Source organism: Mobiluncus curtisii ATCC 43063, from assembly GCF_000196535.1.
GTDB lineage: Bacteria > Actinomycetota > Actinomycetes > Actinomycetales > Actinomycetaceae > Mobiluncus > Mobiluncus curtisii.
In genome coordinates, this window is record NC_014246.1 from 140679 (window position 1) to 156951 (window position 16273).

The 16273-nt window shown below is 57.7% G+C and carries 13 protein-coding genes; 4 read left to right on the plus strand and 9 right to left on the minus strand.

From position 1 onward, the window contains the following. Positions 1 to 11 precede the first annotated feature (11 nt). Together HMPREF0573_RS00620 and HMPREF0573_RS00625 are read right to left on the minus strand one after the other, a co-directional pair. A complete protein-coding gene (locus tag HMPREF0573_RS00620; RefSeq protein ID WP_004009858.1) occupies positions 12 to 713 on the minus strand; it encodes a LuxR C-terminal-related transcriptional regulator in 702 nt (233 codons plus the stop codon). 28 nt (positions 714 to 741) lie between these two features. After that, positions 742 to 2001, minus strand: coding sequence for an ATP-binding protein (locus HMPREF0573_RS00625; protein WP_236589569.1), 1260 nt, complete (start codon positions 1999 to 2001; stop codon positions 742 to 744). A gap of 113 nt (positions 2002 to 2114) precedes the next feature. Between HMPREF0573_RS00625 and HMPREF0573_RS00630 the strand changes: the two genes are divergently transcribed. Then, on the plus strand, positions 2115 to 4478 hold the full coding sequence (locus tag HMPREF0573_RS00630; protein WP_236589566.1) for a PspC domain-containing protein: 2364 nt from the start codon (positions 2115 to 2117) through the stop codon (positions 4476 to 4478). 12 nt (positions 4479 to 4490) lie between these two features. Then, the gene (locus tag HMPREF0573_RS00635; RefSeq protein WP_013188601.1) at positions 4491 to 4760 is read left to right on the plus strand and encodes a hypothetical protein; all 270 of its coding nucleotides are present in this window, start codon (positions 4491 to 4493) and stop codon (positions 4758 to 4760) included. A 12-nt stretch (positions 4761 to 4772) separates the two neighbouring features. Here the strand turns inward: HMPREF0573_RS00635 and HMPREF0573_RS00640 are convergent, their stop codons facing one another. The 5 genes from HMPREF0573_RS00640 to HMPREF0573_RS09865 form a co-directional block, all read right to left on the minus strand. Further along, positions 4773 to 6122: a carboxylate--amine ligase gene (locus tag HMPREF0573_RS00640; protein ID WP_013188602.1), complete on the minus strand. Its 1350-nt coding sequence runs from the start codon at positions 6120 to 6122 to the stop codon at positions 4773 to 4775. Positions 6123 to 6198: 76 nt separating this feature from the next. Further along, the gene (locus HMPREF0573_RS00645) at positions 6199 to 8577 is read right to left on the minus strand and encodes a polyribonucleotide nucleotidyltransferase (RefSeq protein WP_169310017.1); all 2379 of its coding nucleotides are present in this window, start codon (positions 8575 to 8577) and stop codon (positions 6199 to 6201) included. A 208-nt stretch (positions 8578 to 8785) separates the two neighbouring features. Then, positions 8786 to 9055 (minus strand): 30S ribosomal protein S15, encoded by a 270-nt coding sequence (rpsO, locus tag HMPREF0573_RS00650; RefSeq protein WP_004008132.1) that lies wholly within the window; start codon positions 9053 to 9055, stop codon positions 8786 to 8788. 240 nt (positions 9056 to 9295) lie between these two features. After that, positions 9296 to 9862 (minus strand): zinc-binding dehydrogenase, encoded by a 567-nt coding sequence (locus HMPREF0573_RS09860; RefSeq protein WP_236589564.1) that lies wholly within the window; start codon positions 9860 to 9862, stop codon positions 9296 to 9298. Further along, entirely contained in the window at positions 9807 to 10289 is a 483-nt protein-coding gene (locus HMPREF0573_RS09865) for an alcohol dehydrogenase catalytic domain-containing protein (RefSeq protein WP_013188604.1), read from the minus strand. Before HMPREF0573_RS09865 ends, HMPREF0573_RS09860 begins: the two co-directional genes overlap by 56 nt. Positions 10290 to 10410: 121 nt before the next feature. On the opposite strand from HMPREF0573_RS09865, the gene HMPREF0573_RS00660 reads away from it, so the two are divergent. Next, complete coding sequence (locus HMPREF0573_RS00660) at positions 10411 to 11406, plus strand: bifunctional riboflavin kinase/FAD synthetase (protein WP_013188605.1); 996 nt, start codon at positions 10411 to 10413, stop codon at positions 11404 to 11406. A 38-nt stretch (positions 11407 to 11444) separates the two neighbouring features. Next, a complete protein-coding gene (locus HMPREF0573_RS00665; RefSeq protein ID WP_013188606.1) occupies positions 11445 to 12716 on the plus strand; it encodes a CapA family protein in 1272 nt (423 codons plus the stop codon). A 44-nt stretch (positions 12717 to 12760) separates the two neighbouring features. On the opposite strand, the gene HMPREF0573_RS00670 is transcribed toward HMPREF0573_RS00665, so the two are convergent. Together HMPREF0573_RS00670 and HMPREF0573_RS00675 are read right to left on the minus strand one after the other, a co-directional pair. Further along, positions 12761 to 14191: an alanine/glycine:cation symporter family protein gene (locus HMPREF0573_RS00670; RefSeq protein WP_013188607.1), complete on the minus strand. Its 1431-nt coding sequence runs from the start codon at positions 14189 to 14191 to the stop codon at positions 12761 to 12763. Positions 14192 to 14327: 136 nt separating this feature from the next. Then, on the minus strand, positions 14328 to 16262 hold the full coding sequence (locus HMPREF0573_RS00675; RefSeq protein ID WP_013188608.1) for a cell wall-binding repeat-containing protein: 1935 nt from the start codon (positions 16260 to 16262) through the stop codon (positions 14328 to 14330). Positions 16263 to 16273 lie beyond the last annotated feature (11 nt).

Genomic DNA, 16273 nt, shown 5'->3' on the forward strand with positions numbered 1-16273 from the left:
CTCCCCGCGGGTCAGCTAATCCGACGATCTTGGGCCCATTTGGACAGTTCGTAGCGGTTGGACAGCTGCAGTTTGCGCAGCACGGATGACACGTGCGTTTCCACAGTTTTCACAGAAATATACAGCTCAGAGGCGATTTCTTTGTAAGCGAAACCGCGGGCAATGAGGCGCATGACTTCGAACTCGCGCTCAGTGAGCGAATCAAGTTCGGAATCAGTACCCACCATATCGGTGCGCGCCGCCCCGAACGCATCCAGCACGAAACCTGCCAGCCGCGGCGAGAAAGCCGCGTCTCCTCCCGCTACCCGGACGATGGCATCGACCAGGTCAGGTGTCGCAATAGTCTTGGTCACGTAACCTCGAGCCCCTGCCCGAATGACCGCCACCACGTCTTCTGCCGCGTCAGACACCGACAGTGCCAGGAATCGGGTCGGCACTCCCAGACACGCCGCCGCGACTTCGGCACCCCCGCCACCGTGACCACCTGGCAGATGCACGTCCAGCAGCGCCACCGTGGGAACGTTCTGGCGCACTGCGGCAACAGCATCCTCCACACTGTCTGCCTCCCCCACGACCTGGACTTCTTTGGGATACTTGCTCAGTTCCGCAACCACTCCCGCCCGAAACAGTCCGTGATCGTCAATGACCAGCACCGAAATGGGACATTTCGGATGTTCCCCACCAGCCTGGGGACTCACGTCGCTGTCACTCATGTTTGTTTCCTCCCTAGTCTTGCCCAGTTTAGCGGGGCACTTTCATCGCGATTTCACAGCCACTAGGTCCCGACCGGATGGTCGCACTGCCACCGTGACGCTCCAGCCTCTCAATGATGGAATGTTTCACGCCCTGATGTCCTTGCGGAATAGCGGCGAGGTCGAACCCAGTGCCGTGGTCGCGCACGAAACATTCCACCGCGTCCGACCCCACTTCCAGATAGACCGAAAACGGTGGCGCACCGTGGCGTGCCGCGTTCGTCAGGGCTTCTCGGGTCGCCGCCACCAGCGGCTCGGACCACGCTCCCGGAACGGCATCTCCCACCGTGACGGTGTCTAAAACCACCCCGTAACGGTCCTCGATTTCGCCTGCCAGCTCCTTGATAATTTGGGACAGCGACGAGTCCACATGTCCGCGGTCTTCATAGAGCCAGGCACGCAGCTGACGTTCCTCGGCGCGAGCCAATTTCGCCACCTCTGCAGCGTCATCAGCCCGAGTACGAATCAACGCGAGGGTTTGCAACACCGAATCGTGCAGGTGGGCAGCCATATCGGCACGGACAGTTTGGCGAGTTTGCTCCGCCAGAGATGCCTTGTAAGACATCCAGAAACGCGCCCACAGCGGCAAAACTGCCAAGCTCAGCGCGGCGATAACTACCAGGGTAATGAGTCCCCCGCGCAGCGCGTCCCGCAGACTGATAGTTCCAGAGAATCCAAACATAACCGCAAAAATCACCAGGAGGGCACCGGGAATGGCAAACCCCAGGAATCTTCCCATCCGCAGCTCGGACGGTGATGAACCTGCCGAAGCCCCCGCCCAAATCAGGGCGATACCGGTGATGAGGATGATGATGACGATGAGGGGACGCAAATCGCTCATGATTTTTGGTCCGGAATAAGCACCGACCCCAGCTATGGCGATTAATCCCAGCGCCAGCAAAATTGCTGGAACGGTCACATTTCGCCAGCGTTCATTGCCACCAAAGTGCCCCTCGAGTGACGCGTTAGGGGTTGCCAGCCGCGAATCTGTGCGAAACGGTAGCCCCGCCGCACCCCAAGGATTACCGCGTGGCACAAAAATCCACAACCAGGCGTAGAGCAAAATGCTGACTCCGGTAGGGGCTAAAACTACCAGAATGAGTCGCACCAGCCACAGTGGTATTCCCAGATGCAGCGCCAGTCCCGCGGCGACCCCAGCCAGAACCCCGTCTTTACCAGGCGGGACCGTCCCGGACACCGGACGTCGCAGGGGAAGCCGCATATGGGGGGCGGCAGCAGATGTTGACATAAGTCCAGTTTGCCACGATTTAGCGGGGTTTCACCCGGCTTCAGGGATAAATCAGGGATAAATCAGGGACAACCCCCATAGCCACTGCGCGACACTGCGACCATGATGGAATCATGAACGAAAAAATGGATTCAGAGCATCTCTCAAACTCAGTTCCCCCCGTCGGGGGCGAACCTCGCAATGGCGGCGAAACTGCCGGCGCAACCCCTGCTGCCGGCGCAACCTCACCTGGTGCCACGACGCCAAACGGGACTGGTAACACCGGATTTAGCGCACCTTATCAGGGTGCGCCTAGCCCAGACGGTACAAGCTACCGCCCTGCGGACCACCCCGGTTCCGGCAATTTTTCCAACAACGGCGCAAACTATGGCACCACGGGCGCGGGAGGCTACCCCGGAGGTCCAGATTCCGCCGGATCGGCATGGATGCGGTCCCCCAACCGGGTCATCGGCGGAGTTTGTGCAGGAATTGCCTCACGCCTGAACATCGACCCCGTAATTGTACGCGGTTTGGCAGTGGTCGGTTTGCTGTTCTTTGGGTTTATTCCCCTGCTCTATGGGACGCTATGGTTGTGGATGCCCAACCAAACCACCGGACGCAGCTTGTGGACCGATTGGCGCGCCGGCTTACTCAACCAGAGCGGTGCCGTCACCGGTGCGATTGCGTTGATGTGTTTCGGGGCGATGCGGATGCTGCCCCAGGGCATTTTTCTGTTCAACATATTTGACATCTGGGACGGCGGGGGCGGATTCGACGATTTACTCGCTTTCTTTTTCATAGCTCTGGTCTTGTGCCTGATGCTGGCTCCTCTAGTAGTGATAGTGCTGGTCATCGTTCACGTTGTAAACCAGAGCAAGACCGGTACCCCACCAGTCGCGAACGTTTACGTTCCCGGACCCACCGGATTCGTTCCCACCCCACAGGCACCTACGCCTGCCATGCCCAACCCCACAGACGGGCTTATGAACACCCCCGTCTCTCCCGCCACGTCCGCCGCTGGCTTTACGCAACCAACCACCGGATTTGCGACTCCCAGTGCCGACTTTACCGTCCCCCCGGCTGCTGTCACGCCACCCTTCAACAGCGCCACAACTATGTCTGCGCCACCGTATCCGCGACCGGGCGCTCCCCTCAAGCCGTTGATTCCCGGACCGAGCCGCGCCCTCAGTCTCACGGTTTGCGGACTGGCGCTGCTGTCGATTTTCACCGGCGTCTTGTTGCCTCTGATTGGAGTACTCGATCCGCTCAGTTCCGCGCTTTTGGCAGTCGGGCTGCTGACGATGGTGTTGGGGGGTGGCATGTTGATAGCCGCCCTGCAAAAGCGCCGGACGGGCTGGCTCGCCGTCGTCACCCCGTTGGTGATTTTGTTCGTGACGCTGCCTCTGGCAACAGTGGGAATGTCCGTGATGCCCCAGCTGCGCGTGCTGCGTTCCAGCATTGACTGGGGCGATTTTCCCGAAATGTTTAGCTACCAAAGCAATGAGTTACACCCCGGCGATGAACTCAGCGCCATGCGGGGCAGCGCGGACATCGACCTGCGTGCCGCCACCCCAGGGAAACCCATCAAAGTCAATCTGGCGAACGGGGATGTTTCGATTTATACGCTCCCGGAGCAAAACGTTGACTTGAAAATCAACCTGGCACAGGGCAAGGTGCGGACATCTACTCTCAAAAACAGCAAATGGAACATGAGTGAAGCCTTCCTCAAGTCCTCGTCCAGAGACAAGCACCGCCCGCAATACTTCACGATGGATGGCAATCAGCGCGTGGAATTCATAGATCGAACCAAGGAATATGAGGCTGCCAGTATCAGTCTGGGCAGTTCGGATGTGACGAAACTGCAAATTCGTCACCACGTCCCGCTGTCGGACGGCTCGCGAAACATTAAGACGAAATCCCAAACTATCGAAATCAACCTGGCACAAGGAAGTGTGTCGCTCTATGAACGTCCCGCCATGGACTTATGGAACGGTGCGGTGCTGCCTGACGGGCATTTCCTGGTCAACTACGTGTTGAACGGTCGGACTTTGATGACTGACGAATTGGAGGAATATAACAGCACTGAGACTGGCGCCGAGGGTGAGAGCGGGACCGCGTTGCAAGAGTTTCGCCGCCGTGCCGTATCCGGGGACGGGGTTATAGACGTCAAAACTGCAGACGGAGATGAAAGCGTAGCTCTGGCACTGAACGGAAAAGATGTATCGGAATTAGACCTAAACAACACTTTGACTCTCGCTGACGTGCAGGCGGGCAAGGCCGGAAAGTGGACGGATGTCAATCAAGACGGGTTCAATGACCTGTTCCAGCCCGGCGGCAGCTTGTGGAAACCCGGCGATAATCTGTTTGACCCGGTAAACGGAACCCCGCGTTCCGCGGGGATGTCCAACGGAACACCGAGCATATCTGCGACACCGGTTCCCCCGGATTCATCCACGACGCCTTCCCCGTACCGCGCTCCCGACATTGAGAACAACTAACAGGTGAAAACTATGGAAAACACTACAGAAACTATCCCCCTCACTGCCAACCTAAAGGAAGAAAACGCTGCGGAGACTCTCTCGAAGTCACCCTTGGAACCCCGCCGTGAACATCGCAGCCTGGCAGCCATCGCTTTCAGCGTGGTATTTATCCTGATTGGATTAATCGTCGTCGGGTCTGCCTTGGGCGTCATCGTGTCGCTGTGGACGCTAATCCTGCTGATTTTTGGAACGTCCGGAATCGCCTTGCTCATCGGCGCCCTGGCGGAATCACGTCGCTAGGGCGCGCAGAGTCTAGCGTTGCGCGCGCAGCTGAACGGTATCGAAAGAATCACGCCCCTCTGCCTCTAAGGCGTCCAGCGGATAATAGCGCTTGAACTTAGACCAATGCCGCTGAGTGGACAGCCACACATAGAGACGCCGCCGCAGGTATCGCAGGGAAAACTGTCTCTCCGCCGGAGCCAGCAGCGGATTAAATACTTTACCTGCCCGATGCAGCGACTGGACTTGGTGTCGCACCTGACCCGTCGTGTACTTCAAAATCAGGCGGATGGGCAACACGGTATAGAGAATCGTGTCAAAGTGGCGCGCCGGCTCCGTAGGCTGGTGATAGATGATGTCATTAATCAAAGCCGGCAGCGGGTTGTTCCCGGCGGCGGTGTTGTAATAGAGATTCCTGCCGATACGGGGGTTCACCTCAAAGAAATAGGCCTGACCGGTGGAACTGTCGACCTTGACATCAAAGTTCGCGAAACCGTGCCAGTCGATGCCAACCAGGAAATCGCTGACCTGACGATACAGGTCCGGATAGCTTTCTGTAATCATCGCCGCCGGGTTACCCAAAGCGGTCGGAACGTGGTCTTCCAGCAACACATGCGCCGAGCCGAGAAAGCTGACCCGTTTTTCTGAATCTACATAAGCGGTGATGGACAAGCTGTGCGTGTCGTTTCCAGACACCCGGGGCTGCGCCACGAACCGACGCGCCTCCGGGGTACCAGCAGTGTGTGTTTCCAAATCCTGCAGGATTTCTCTGGCTCGGGTCGGGTTCTCCGCAGTATAAACCTTAGATTTACCCGGCCAGCGCAGCCGCTCATAGCCGTATGACTGGCAGGGCTTGATAATCAGTGGGTATTTGTCACCCAGGGTTGCGGTAATAGCATCCATCAGCGTGTCCGTGCCGGAATCAAGATGGAGTTCCACAGTCGTGGGTACCCGCAAACCGTACTTTTCGGCAGCCTGCGCAAAATGCGCCTTATCATTGGTGAGCTCGATGGCATCCACGCTGGGGAAAGCAAAGCGATAGTAAGGAGACAGCCGGGAAACGTTCTTTTGGATATTGACCACGTGGGTATCTTGGTTCGCCACCAGCACCAGCGGGGTGTCCGGGTAACGCGCCGCCAGTTCGGGACCCATCTCTATGAGTTTTTCAATGAATACACTGAGGTTCGGGTCAATTTTGCTTTCATCTATCGTTATCGCGTCAAGCAGCCGGGAGTGGCGAATCGGTCCCAGCACCTGAGGGGTAATTATCAGAGATTTCACATGCCATTGCTCATAAAATGACCGCGCAAACGCATACGTTCCAATGTCGCCGGACAGGATAATTGGCAAAAATGGTGCACCGGACTTTTCAGCTGTGTTCATTGAGACTCTCCTCTAATAGGTGACCCGGCGAGGGAATGTCCCCCGCCGAGCCACCGTAGTTTTCAATAGCGTTACTCTATGAGAAATCGCGATCGTCCTCGCCGCGAGAACGATGTGTCCGCCGGCGGGCCCGTTCCCGTGGACGGCGCGGTTCGCTGCTATCACGAGGGTCACGGTGTTCACGGTCCCGCGGGTCCTCTGCACAAGCTGCGCAGGAGGCAGATTCCGAATCGGTTACGGCTTCGCCGTCCTCATCGTCTACCACGGCGTGCAGGGAAAGCTTGCCGCGCTGGTCAATTTCGGCGACCTCAACCTGAACTTGCTGACCGACTTGGAGCACGTCCTCGACGTTTTCCACGCGTTTGCCGCCGACCAGGCGACGAATTTGGGAGATGTGCAGCAGACCGTCCTTGCCGGGGGTCAGGGAAATGAACGCCCCAAAGGTGGTGGTTTTCACCACGGTACCCACGAACCGTTCGCCGACCTCGGGCATCTGGGGGTTCGCGATTGCATTCACGGCATCACGAGCGGCTTCTGCCGCCGGACCGTTATCTGCCCCGATATAGACCGTGCCGTCATCCTCAATGGTCAGCTCGGCGCCGGTGTCCTCTTGAATCTGGTTAATCATCTTTCCTTTCGGTCCGATGACCTCTCCAATCTTGTCCACCGGGATATTCACGGTGAGGATACGCGGCGCGGTCGGAGCCAGCTCATCGGGTCCGTCGATAGCGGCGTGCATCACATCCAGAATCTTCAGGCGAGCGTCGCGAGCCTGACCCAAGGCACCCTTCAAGACATCGGCAGGAATGCCATCAAGTTTCGTATCCAGCTGCAGGGCGGTAATGAAGTCCTGGGTACCGGCGACCTTGAAATCCATGTCGCCGAAAGCGTCTTCCGCTCCCAAGATGTCAGTCAGGGTCGCAAACTGGGTGCCGTTTTCACCCGGTTCACTCATCAGGCCCATAGCGATGCCGGCAATCGGGGCACGCAGTGGCACACCCGCATTCAACAGGGACAGTGTAGAAGCACAAACTGAACCCATCGAAGATGAGCCATTTGAACCCATAATCTCGCTGACCTGGCGAATCGCGTAGGGGAACTCCTCACGAGCCGGAATGACCGGCTCCAGAGCCATCTCTGCCAGGTGTCCGTGACCAATCTCGCGGCGCTTAGGCGAACCAACTCGACCCGTCTCACCGGTGCAGTAGGGCGGGAAGTTGTACTGGTGCATGTACCGCTTGTGCGTGACAGGACTCAAGTTGTCCAACTGCTGTTCCATGCGCAGCATATTGAGCGTGGTCACACCCAAAACTTGGGTTTCCCCTCGCTGGAACAGAGCCGAACCGTGAACCCGAGGCAGCACCTCGACCTCGGCGGACAGGGAACGGATGTCTTTCAGCCCGCGTCCGTCGATACGTTTACCTTCGTGCAGCACCCGGGCACGCACCAGCTTCTTTTCCAAAGCCTTGAATGCGGCCTTCAGTTCCTTTTCCTGCTCCTCGAACTCGCCACCTTCTACCGCGAGTTTCTCGATGGCGGCATCGCGGATTTCAGTCTCGCGATTCTCTCGAGTCAGCTTGTCAGCAATCTGAATAGCCGCGAGCAAATCCGCTTCTACCTCGGATTTCATCGCCTCGAAGTGGTTGTCTTCATAGTCGGGGAACAGCGGATATTCCTGAGTTTCCTTGGCAGCCTTGGCGGCCACTGCGGATTGGGCGCGGCACAGTTCCTTAATGAAGGGCTTGGCAGCATCCAGCGCGCTGGCCACGACGTCCTCGGTCGGAGCCTGTTTGCCCTCTTGAATCAAATCCCAAGCGTATTCACCACCGCCGGCTTCCACCATCATGATGGCGACGTCCTCTTCGGGGGTACCCTCATTGACAACGCGACCGGCAATGACCATGTTGAATGTGGATTGTTCCATCTCGGGATAGGTCGGGAATGCCACCCACTGCCCATCAATCAAAGCCAGGCGGGTGCCCCCGATAGGACCGGAGAAAGGCAGCCCAGCCAGCTGGGTCGCCATTGAGGAGGCGTTAATCGCCACTACGTCATAAGCGTGGTCGGGGTGGATTGACAGGACGGTGTCGACGACCTGCACCTCGTTGCGCAGCCCTTTTACGAAAGCCGGGCGCAGCGGACGGTCAATCAGGCGCGCCGCCAGGATTGCCTCGGTACCGGGGCGACCTTCGCGACGGAAAAAGGATCCGGGAATACGTCCCGCGGCGTATTGCTTTTCCTCAACGTCTACGGTCAAGGGGAAAAAGTCGAATTGATCTTTCGGTTGCTTGCCAACCGTGGTGGCTGCGAACACAACGGTCTCACCATCGAGGGTGACCATTGCCGAACCGGCAGCCTGCTGAGCCAAAAGACCCGTTTCAAAGCGCAGGACGCGCTTGCCAAATTTACCATTGTCGATGACGGCTTCTGCCGCCGTGATTTCGGGTCCCTCCAAGGGATCCCCCTCTCTTTGTTCAGCGCGGCGGTCATCGATCGAGGTCCACTGGGCTGGTTCTCCGCAAATCTCACCGGACAGACCGAGACACTCGCGAAAGGTCCAGGAGACCACTACCGAGGACCGATTAACGCTGGGTTCCTACATATACCAGCCGGAAATACCGGCATGAAAAGAAAGCTGACCGGGTATCCGGCCAGCTTAGTTGCTATTTACGCAAACCGAGGCGCTCTTTGAGGCTGCGGTAGCGTTCGATGTCAATGTCCTGCAAGTAGCCCAGCAGACGTTTGCGCTGACCAACCAGCAGCATCAAACCACGACGGGAATGATGGTCATGTTGATGAGTCTTGAAGTGCTCGGTCAAGTCCTTGATTCGCTTGGACAGCAGAGCGATTTGCACTTCGGGGGATCCCGTGTCCCCGGGATGAGTCGCGTATTCGTTGATGATTGCTTGCTTTTCTTCCTTGGTCAGAGCCACAGGTTCTCCTTTTTACTAACTCGTTGCGCGCAGCGCCCAGGCTTTTCCTGGACCATCGGTAGCGCGGCCGACATGACGGCTGTACAAGTCTAGCAAAAACCCGCAACTCCCGCGAATTACACAGATTCTGCACGAACGACTTTTACGGGAGAGACGACAAATTCATCAGGCAGGTGGCAGGTTGCCGTAGCGCCCAAATTCTAGCCCCGGAGCCACAGCCGGTTATTGACGAGCCCGTGTTCATGCCTCGGTAAAAAGCACTATTTTTCCCAAGGGTCGTGCCGTAGCTTTGGCCAGGTATTTGTGCGCGCGTTTCGCTTTGGAAAATGCCAACGTATGAGCGATAACCGGACGTATCCGTTGCGCCTGTACCAGCGGCCAGACGTGTGTCCCCACAGCACGCACCAACCTGACTTTTGACGCCACATCGAGACCACGAATGGTAGAACCCTGAATCCGCGCCGATTTGGACAAAACTTGACCCAAATCCAGCTGGGCATGACGCCCCTTTTGCAGACCGATAATGTTGAGGATTCCGGATGGGGCGAGCAGCTCCAGATTAGTCTCCAAGCCTCCCGCCCCGGCTACGTCCAAGATTAGGTCAAAGCCACGACCTGCTGTCAGTTCCTGTTTCATCCGCAACAGCCCATCCGGGTCGTGATAATCCGCAGCCGCGTCTGCCCCCAAAAGAATCAGTTTGTGGCATCTGTCGGGTTCTCCCGCGGTCGTCCCCACGGTGGCTCCCAAAGCCTTAGCTAGCTGCACCGCTACCGTGCCCACTGCCCCCGAACCGCCGTGAATCAGCACGGCACGCCCCCGAATCAGCGGGGAATCCGCAGTCGACCAGGTTGTGCCACGCAGTCACCGCCGCTTCCAGCAAGGCAGCCCCCGCAACATAGCCGTTGAGTCGCCCGGAAACAGGTAGAGGCAAAGCCAAATCCGCATGGGCGACACAGAACTGGGCTTGTGCCCCGCCCTCAACCAAAGCCACCGCGGCGCGCCCCAGCCACACCGGGTCAACACCTGGACCGACTTCCACGACGGTGCCAGCAGCCTCCAGACCAAGCGTCTGCGGAGCTCCGGCAGGCGGCGGATAATGACCCGCGACCTGCAGCAAGTCTGCCCGGTTCACTCCCGCCGCCACTACTTCAAGCAGAATCTCACCGGCTCCGACCGGGGGACGTTCGACCTCAACCAGAACTGGCACGCCGTCAACGCCCTGCACGCTCCACATAAATCCCCCTTCTATTTCGTGTAAAGCCAGTGTAGAACAAGGGTACGCCGGCGTGCATTCAGCCCGGGTGGGACCGGGAGAGACGGAATCCGGGAGGATAGCGTCATGCTAAGGTTGGGGGGTGCAAATATTTCGTGACAAACCGTCAAATTTCGGACCGAGTATCGTAACCATCGGTACTTTTGACGGGGTTCACACCGGACACAAACGAATCATTGAAAAGGTCGTGACGCTGGCTCACCAGCACGAGGTGGCATCCGTCGTGTTGACCTTCGACCCGCTGCCACGCCAGGTTCACCATCCCGACCCGAAGAACAAGTTGATTTGTTCCCTGGCAGATCGCCTGACCCGCATTGAACAGCTGGGGGTGGATACGACCTGGGTTCAACAGTATGACCTTGATTTTGCTGCCCAATCCCCCGCTGAATTTGTCCACAAATACCTGGTCGCTCCGCTGCGTCCGGAAGTGGTCGTCATCGGGGAAGATATGCGTTTTGGCGCCCAAAACAGCGGAGATGCCCAAACTTTACGGGAACTGGGCGAGGAATTCGGTTTCACTGTCGAAACGGTGTCCAACATTGTCGATCCGATATTTGGACGCCGTTGGTCCTCGTCTTGGGTGCGCGAGCTCCTGGCACAAGGGCGGGTCGACCAGGCAGCTTACGTGTTGGGGCACGCTCACTCGGTGCGAGGCACGGTGGTTCACGGCAAGCGTCGCGGACGCGAACTGGGATTTCCCACCGCTAACCTGGATGCGGATTTTATAGAGGCAATTCCCGCTGACGGGGTTTACGCGGGTTGGCTGCGGATGCCCTACCCTCCCCACTCAAAAACACCAAGTTCCCTAGAGGTGGTGCCCGCCGCGATTTCGGTGGGGACTTCCCCGCATTTCGGCGATGTGGGACGTACTGTGGAAGCTCACGTTTTAGGGCGTGCGGACCTGGATTTGTACGGGGAAGAAGTCGTAATCGAGTTCGTCCATCGGATTCGTGACAACTTGGCTTTTGATTCTTTGGACGCGCTGCTGGAACGCATGGATTGTGACCTGTGGGAAACTGCCGTAGTTCTGGGGGTTCCCAAAGCTCAGCGCATCGACCCCGCCGCGGTCACAGCCTGAGCATGGCTGAATCGCTGGGGCGTTGATATAAAAGTACCATGGGAAACAGACAGATTACCCGTAAAATTAGCTACGCTGCCGCGACTACCCTGCTGGTGTTGGGCGGCACCTGGGGGCTGACGGGCTGCGAAGGTGCAGCCGGTAAAACTGCCGCCAAAGATGTACCCACCAAGACCTCCCTGGTGAAGGTCAAACCAAAATCAACCGCCACCCAACCCGCGGAAATGACCTTTACGGTTGCCGCTACGGGCGATGCTCTGACACACGACGCCCTCATGCCAGACGTGTCGCGTGATGCCGCGGGAAATACGCACTTCACCAATCTGATGGCAGGGATCAAACCGTTTCTCGAGGGGGCTGACCTGGCGATTTGCCATCAAGAAATTGCCTTCGCCGCAGACGGGGCCGCTTACCAGGGTTTTCCTAACTTCGCTATGCCGACGGGCTGGGCGCAAGACATGAAAGGCTTGGGCTACGACGGCTGTTCCACCGCTTCGAACCACACTACTGACCAAGGCATCGAAGGCGTGTATCAGACTCTCAACGTGCTGGAAAAAGCCGGTCTGGGAGCTACCGGTTCCCGGCGCAGCGCGGCAGAAAAACCCTACCAGATGTATCAGCTGACGAAAGACGGTCGCACCATCAAAATTGCGCACCTGTCCCTGGCGTGGGGGAAACTGGGCGGGATGCCCTACATTAGAGAAAAGCCTTGGTTGGTCAATGTGGACAACATGAGTGAAATCCTCAAGTGGGCGGCCGAAGCTCGCCAAGAAGGCGCTAAGGTGGTGATTCTGTCCGGTCATAACGGGCTGGAATACGAGCTGCAGCCCTCCAGCTGGGCGCGCCAATGGGCGCAAGAAGCTGCGGCTAGTGGGCTGATTGACCTCTATATCGGTCATCATCCACACGTGCCCCAAGGCATTGAGAAACTACCCGGTGGCGTGGACGGAAAAGGCATGTGGACATATTGGAGCGTGGGGAATGTCATTTCGGACATGCGTCCCCTGGCTACGATGCACACTGACTCGGAACAAATCGCCTGGGCGACGATTAAGGTTCCCGCGCAGGGCAACGCCGAAGTCATTTCTGCCCAGTGGGTGGGGATTGGTCTGGAACCCGATTCGCATATGGTGGTACCGCTAGCTGCCGCTGCGCGAGGACAGATCCCGCCCGGCAGTGCCATGAGTGCGAGCAAAGCCACAAAATACCGGGAGTTTTTGCAGTCCCTGGTGGGTCCCGAAACTCCTGAGCTGACCGAACCGCCCGCAACCCCCTCCCCTGCCCAGATTAAGGCGCTGCCAAAGCAATAACCGTCCGCGCCCTCCGTCGGGGGCACAAGGGCGGGGCGGAAAGTTTACCGGGATTCTCGCAGTTTCGGGTCGCGCTTTAGGTAGGCTCTGGTTTCGTGAGCTATCAGACCCGAAGCGAGAATCAGCCCAATCAAGTTCGGCAGAGCCATCAACCCGTTCGTAATATCCGCCAGTGTCCACGCCACTTTCAGCTCGGTGATGCAGCCCACGAAAATAACTATGGCAAACAATACGCGGTAGACGGTGACAGCGTTTAAACCAAACAGACGTTCTACACAACGTTCCCCGTAATACGCCCAGCCCAGCACCGTGGAAAATGCGAAAAATACCAGGGAAATTGCGACCACAAAGTGACCCTGCCCGCCGGGGAATCCCAGGTTGAATGCCTCAGCGGTGAGAGGCGAACCGTCTAGCGGGTTACCGTCCGCATCGGTGGCTTTCCAAGCTCCCGTGACCACGATGACCAGTGCCGTCATGGAGACCACAATGATGGTGTCGATGAAAGTTTGCGTCATGGACACCAGACCTTGCCGAACCGGTTCGCGAGTGCGTGCCGCAGCCGCAGCAATCGCAGACGTGCCCATCCCGGACTCGTTTGAGAAGATTCCTCGAGCTACCCCGTACTGAACCACTATCATGAACGTGGAGCCCACAAAACCGCCTGTGGCAGCGGTACCCGTAAAGGCATCATGAAAAATCAGAGCCAGCGCGTCAGGGATTTCCGCCAGGTGCAGCCCCAACACAATCAATGCGGCTCCCACGTAGAGAATAATCATAATCGGAACAAAAGCCGAAGTCACCCGACCGATGGACTTCACTCCTCCCAGCAGCACAATGCCGGTCAGCGCCGCCATAAACAGCCCTGTCATCCAGGGGTTAATCCCGAAAGAAGCCTGCAGCTGGGTCGCGACCGAGTTTGCTTGGGTCAGGTTACCGGTGCCAAGCGAGGCAATAATCGCAAAAACCGCAAAAGCAACCGCTAAAGTCCGCCCCAGCCACTTCACATTCGTGACTTTTTCCAGGTAATACTGCGGACCGCCACTCATCTCTCCCTTGGCATCCTTAGTGCGGAAACGTACCGCCATGAAGGCTTCGGAATACTTCGATGCCATCCCGAACAGCCCCGTAATCCACATCCAGAACACTGCCCCCGGCCCACCAATGTGGATGGCAGTGGCGACACCGGCAATGTTTCCGACCCCAACGGTAGCTGCCAGAGCAGTGGTGAGAGCTTGGTAGTGGGAAATGTCGCCCTCGATAGTGTCATCGAGCGGTTGTTTCCCCGCGGCACTATCCCCGGCTGCTTCATCACGTTTCAGCAAGGCGAGGTGCATGGCGGGTCCCAGCTTGCGGAATTGGAGTCCTGCCAGGCGGATAGTCAGCCACAACCCGGTCCCCAGCAGCAGAGGGATCAGGAAAAACGGACCCCAAACGAAAGAATCTACCGTGCTGAGTACCTCTAAAAACTTGTCCATAGTCTATTGCCTCAATGTTGTCGGAAACGAACTTGTGGCAAGTTTAGCGAGTCAGCCCACGTTATCCATAATTTGACGCCGCTGCTCGAGATTGGAGACGAGCAACAGACCCGGTAAAATTCGGTATTTAGGTCGGTTACCGCGACGTTAGCAGGGCGCCAATCTGGTTTGCCACGCCACGAGACACCGCCCCGGCACCACCAACGATGGTGTAGGAAGCTTGGGGATGAGCCGGCACGAAACTTTGCAGACTCGAGTCCAGAGTGGCAGGACGACTCAGCAGGATAGCTTGATGATTTGCGTGCGCATAGCCCGAGCCTGCCAAACCGTCAGCAAAAACCATACCGGAAGCAACCAGGTATCCCCCAGCGCTAGGGAAGAAGTTCTGTGCCAACTGGGTGGAGGTCTGGAAACGATTTTGACCCACGATAGTCTTTACCTCACTGACGGCACCTTTCCACGCCGCGTCCGCGTGAGCGGCTTTAGCGGTAACGGCTGTGGCAGCCCCGCCACCTATACCCCACAAGCGCAGTTTGCCCCCCTGCTGGGTCACGGTGCGCCCCAGGTCAGAAATCGCTTTCTGGGTGGGGGTAGGAATGTTGTTTGCGCGTGTAAAGAGAATGACGCCATGAGCATTTGCCACAGCAGGACCGGCAGCAATCGCATCAGGAATGTTCGGGTCGCTGGTGGCGTCGACCAGGAACACGTCAAGGACTTTCGTGTGGGCAATCACTGAGGCATTTTCCCGCACCGTACGGGCAGCGACTCGACCCGCCGTGTCGAAGCGATCGGATCCCGCCAGGTCGGTGATGGTCACTCCCGCCTGCTGTAATTCCGCGCGTTGGGCAGCCGACAGTTTCACTCCCCCGCCGACCACGTACAGAGTCTTACGCGGGGAAGCCTTAATGGCAGAAATTACTGCCGGTTCCACCGGGCTGGACACGGTGAGCAGCACCGTCGCTCCGCGCGCGCCCACCAAAGCTGCTGAGCTCAACGCATCCGGAGCGAGACGACCGGTGGTCAATACCATTGCGTCCCCACTGGTGCCACTCGCCGCATGCAACGCCAAAGCCGTCGAGACACGATCAGCTCCAGCAATTCGGTTCAATCGCGATTCATAAGGATATTCAGCCGTTTGTGGAGCAGGCGAACCCAAGGTCAAGCCGGTAATATCTTTCAGCCAAGAAGCCAAGGGAATCACGGATCCAAAGTAGGCACCCTGATCATTGCCCCCAATCAACGTACCTATGACTTGATTACCCACCACCAGGGGACCGCCGGAGTCACCGTGTTCAGTTTTCACTCCCGGCCAAGAAGTCTTGTAGCTGAGCTGACCGGGGGCGTTTGCGACACCGCAGTTCGCGGAGAATTCACCCTGTCTAGCTCCCTGTACCACGGTGAAACAGGTCGCCACAATCCGCTGCGACGATGACATGAGAGCCTTCGAGGTGCCACCCCAACCATATTCCACTGCCACATCGCCAACTTTGGCTTGACCAGAGGCTAAGGTGATGGGGGTGATTCCATATACCGGGTCTTTTAGATGCAACAGCGTCGCATCGTACTGGGGATTGATCTTGTAGTCATTCACGGCAGTATTTGCTTGCCGGGTCGGTCCAAAAGTCACGTTGATGTATTTAGGACCGTTGGCGACGCAGTGACCCGCGGTCAAAACCCAGGAGGGGTCAATGAGCATACCGGTACAGATAGCGCCGGTGTTGTCCCGATTGCTGATACTGATATATGCGACCCAATCGGCCTGTGCCGCGCTGGCGGGGGTTCCCCCTCCAATCATCAAATCACCGTAGTCAGAACCCCCGGAGGGCTCACTACCGGCAGGCAGTTCGGAATCGGTGAGAGAAGTGAAGTTCTTCGGAAGTTCAGGAAATTCACCGGTTTCATCCGCAGCCGGAACTGTCGCCGCCGCCGTGCTGGAAATTGCGGGAGTATCCGCTGGTGCAACCGGACTGGCGAGACTCATTTCCGCGGGTCCGGCGAGCAGACCTACAAATCCCAACAAACCGAGTGTAACCATCGGCCACCATGATTTGAGAGACGCGTTTTGTTTCATTTCTTCACTTT

Bases quoted from the DNA above. Each gene is read 5' to 3' on its own strand.
- HMPREF0573_RS00620 (WP_004009858.1), bottom strand. From the start codon at position 713: ATGAGTGACAGCGACGTGAGTCCCCAGGCTGGTGGGGAACATCCGAAA.
- HMPREF0573_RS00665 (WP_013188606.1), top strand. From the start codon at position 11,445: ATGGGAAACAGACAGATTACCCGTAAAATTAGCTACGCTGCCGCGACT.
- HMPREF0573_RS00625 (WP_236589569.1), bottom strand. From the start codon at position 2,001: ATGTCAACATCTGCTGCCGCCCCCCATATGCGGCTTCCCCTGCGACGT.
- HMPREF0573_RS00640 (WP_013188602.1), bottom strand. From the start codon at position 6,122: ATGAACACAGCTGAAAAGTCCGGTGCACCATTTTTGCCAATTATCCTG.
- HMPREF0573_RS00675 (WP_013188608.1), bottom strand. From the start codon at position 16,262: ATGAAACAAAACGCGTCTCTCAAATCATGGTGGCCGATGGTTACACTC.
- HMPREF0573_RS00670 (WP_013188607.1), bottom strand. From the start codon at position 14,191: ATGGACAAGTTTTTAGAGGTACTCAGCACGGTAGATTCTTTCGTTTGG.
- HMPREF0573_RS09865 (WP_013188604.1), bottom strand. From the start codon at position 10,289: ATGTGGAGCGTGCAGGGCGTTGACGGCGTGCCAGTTCTGGTTGAGGTC.
- HMPREF0573_RS00630 (WP_236589566.1), top strand. From the start codon at position 2,115: ATGAACGAAAAAATGGATTCAGAGCATCTCTCAAACTCAGTTCCCCCC.
- HMPREF0573_RS00635 (WP_013188601.1), top strand. From the start codon at position 4,491: ATGGAAAACACTACAGAAACTATCCCCCTCACTGCCAACCTAAAGGAA.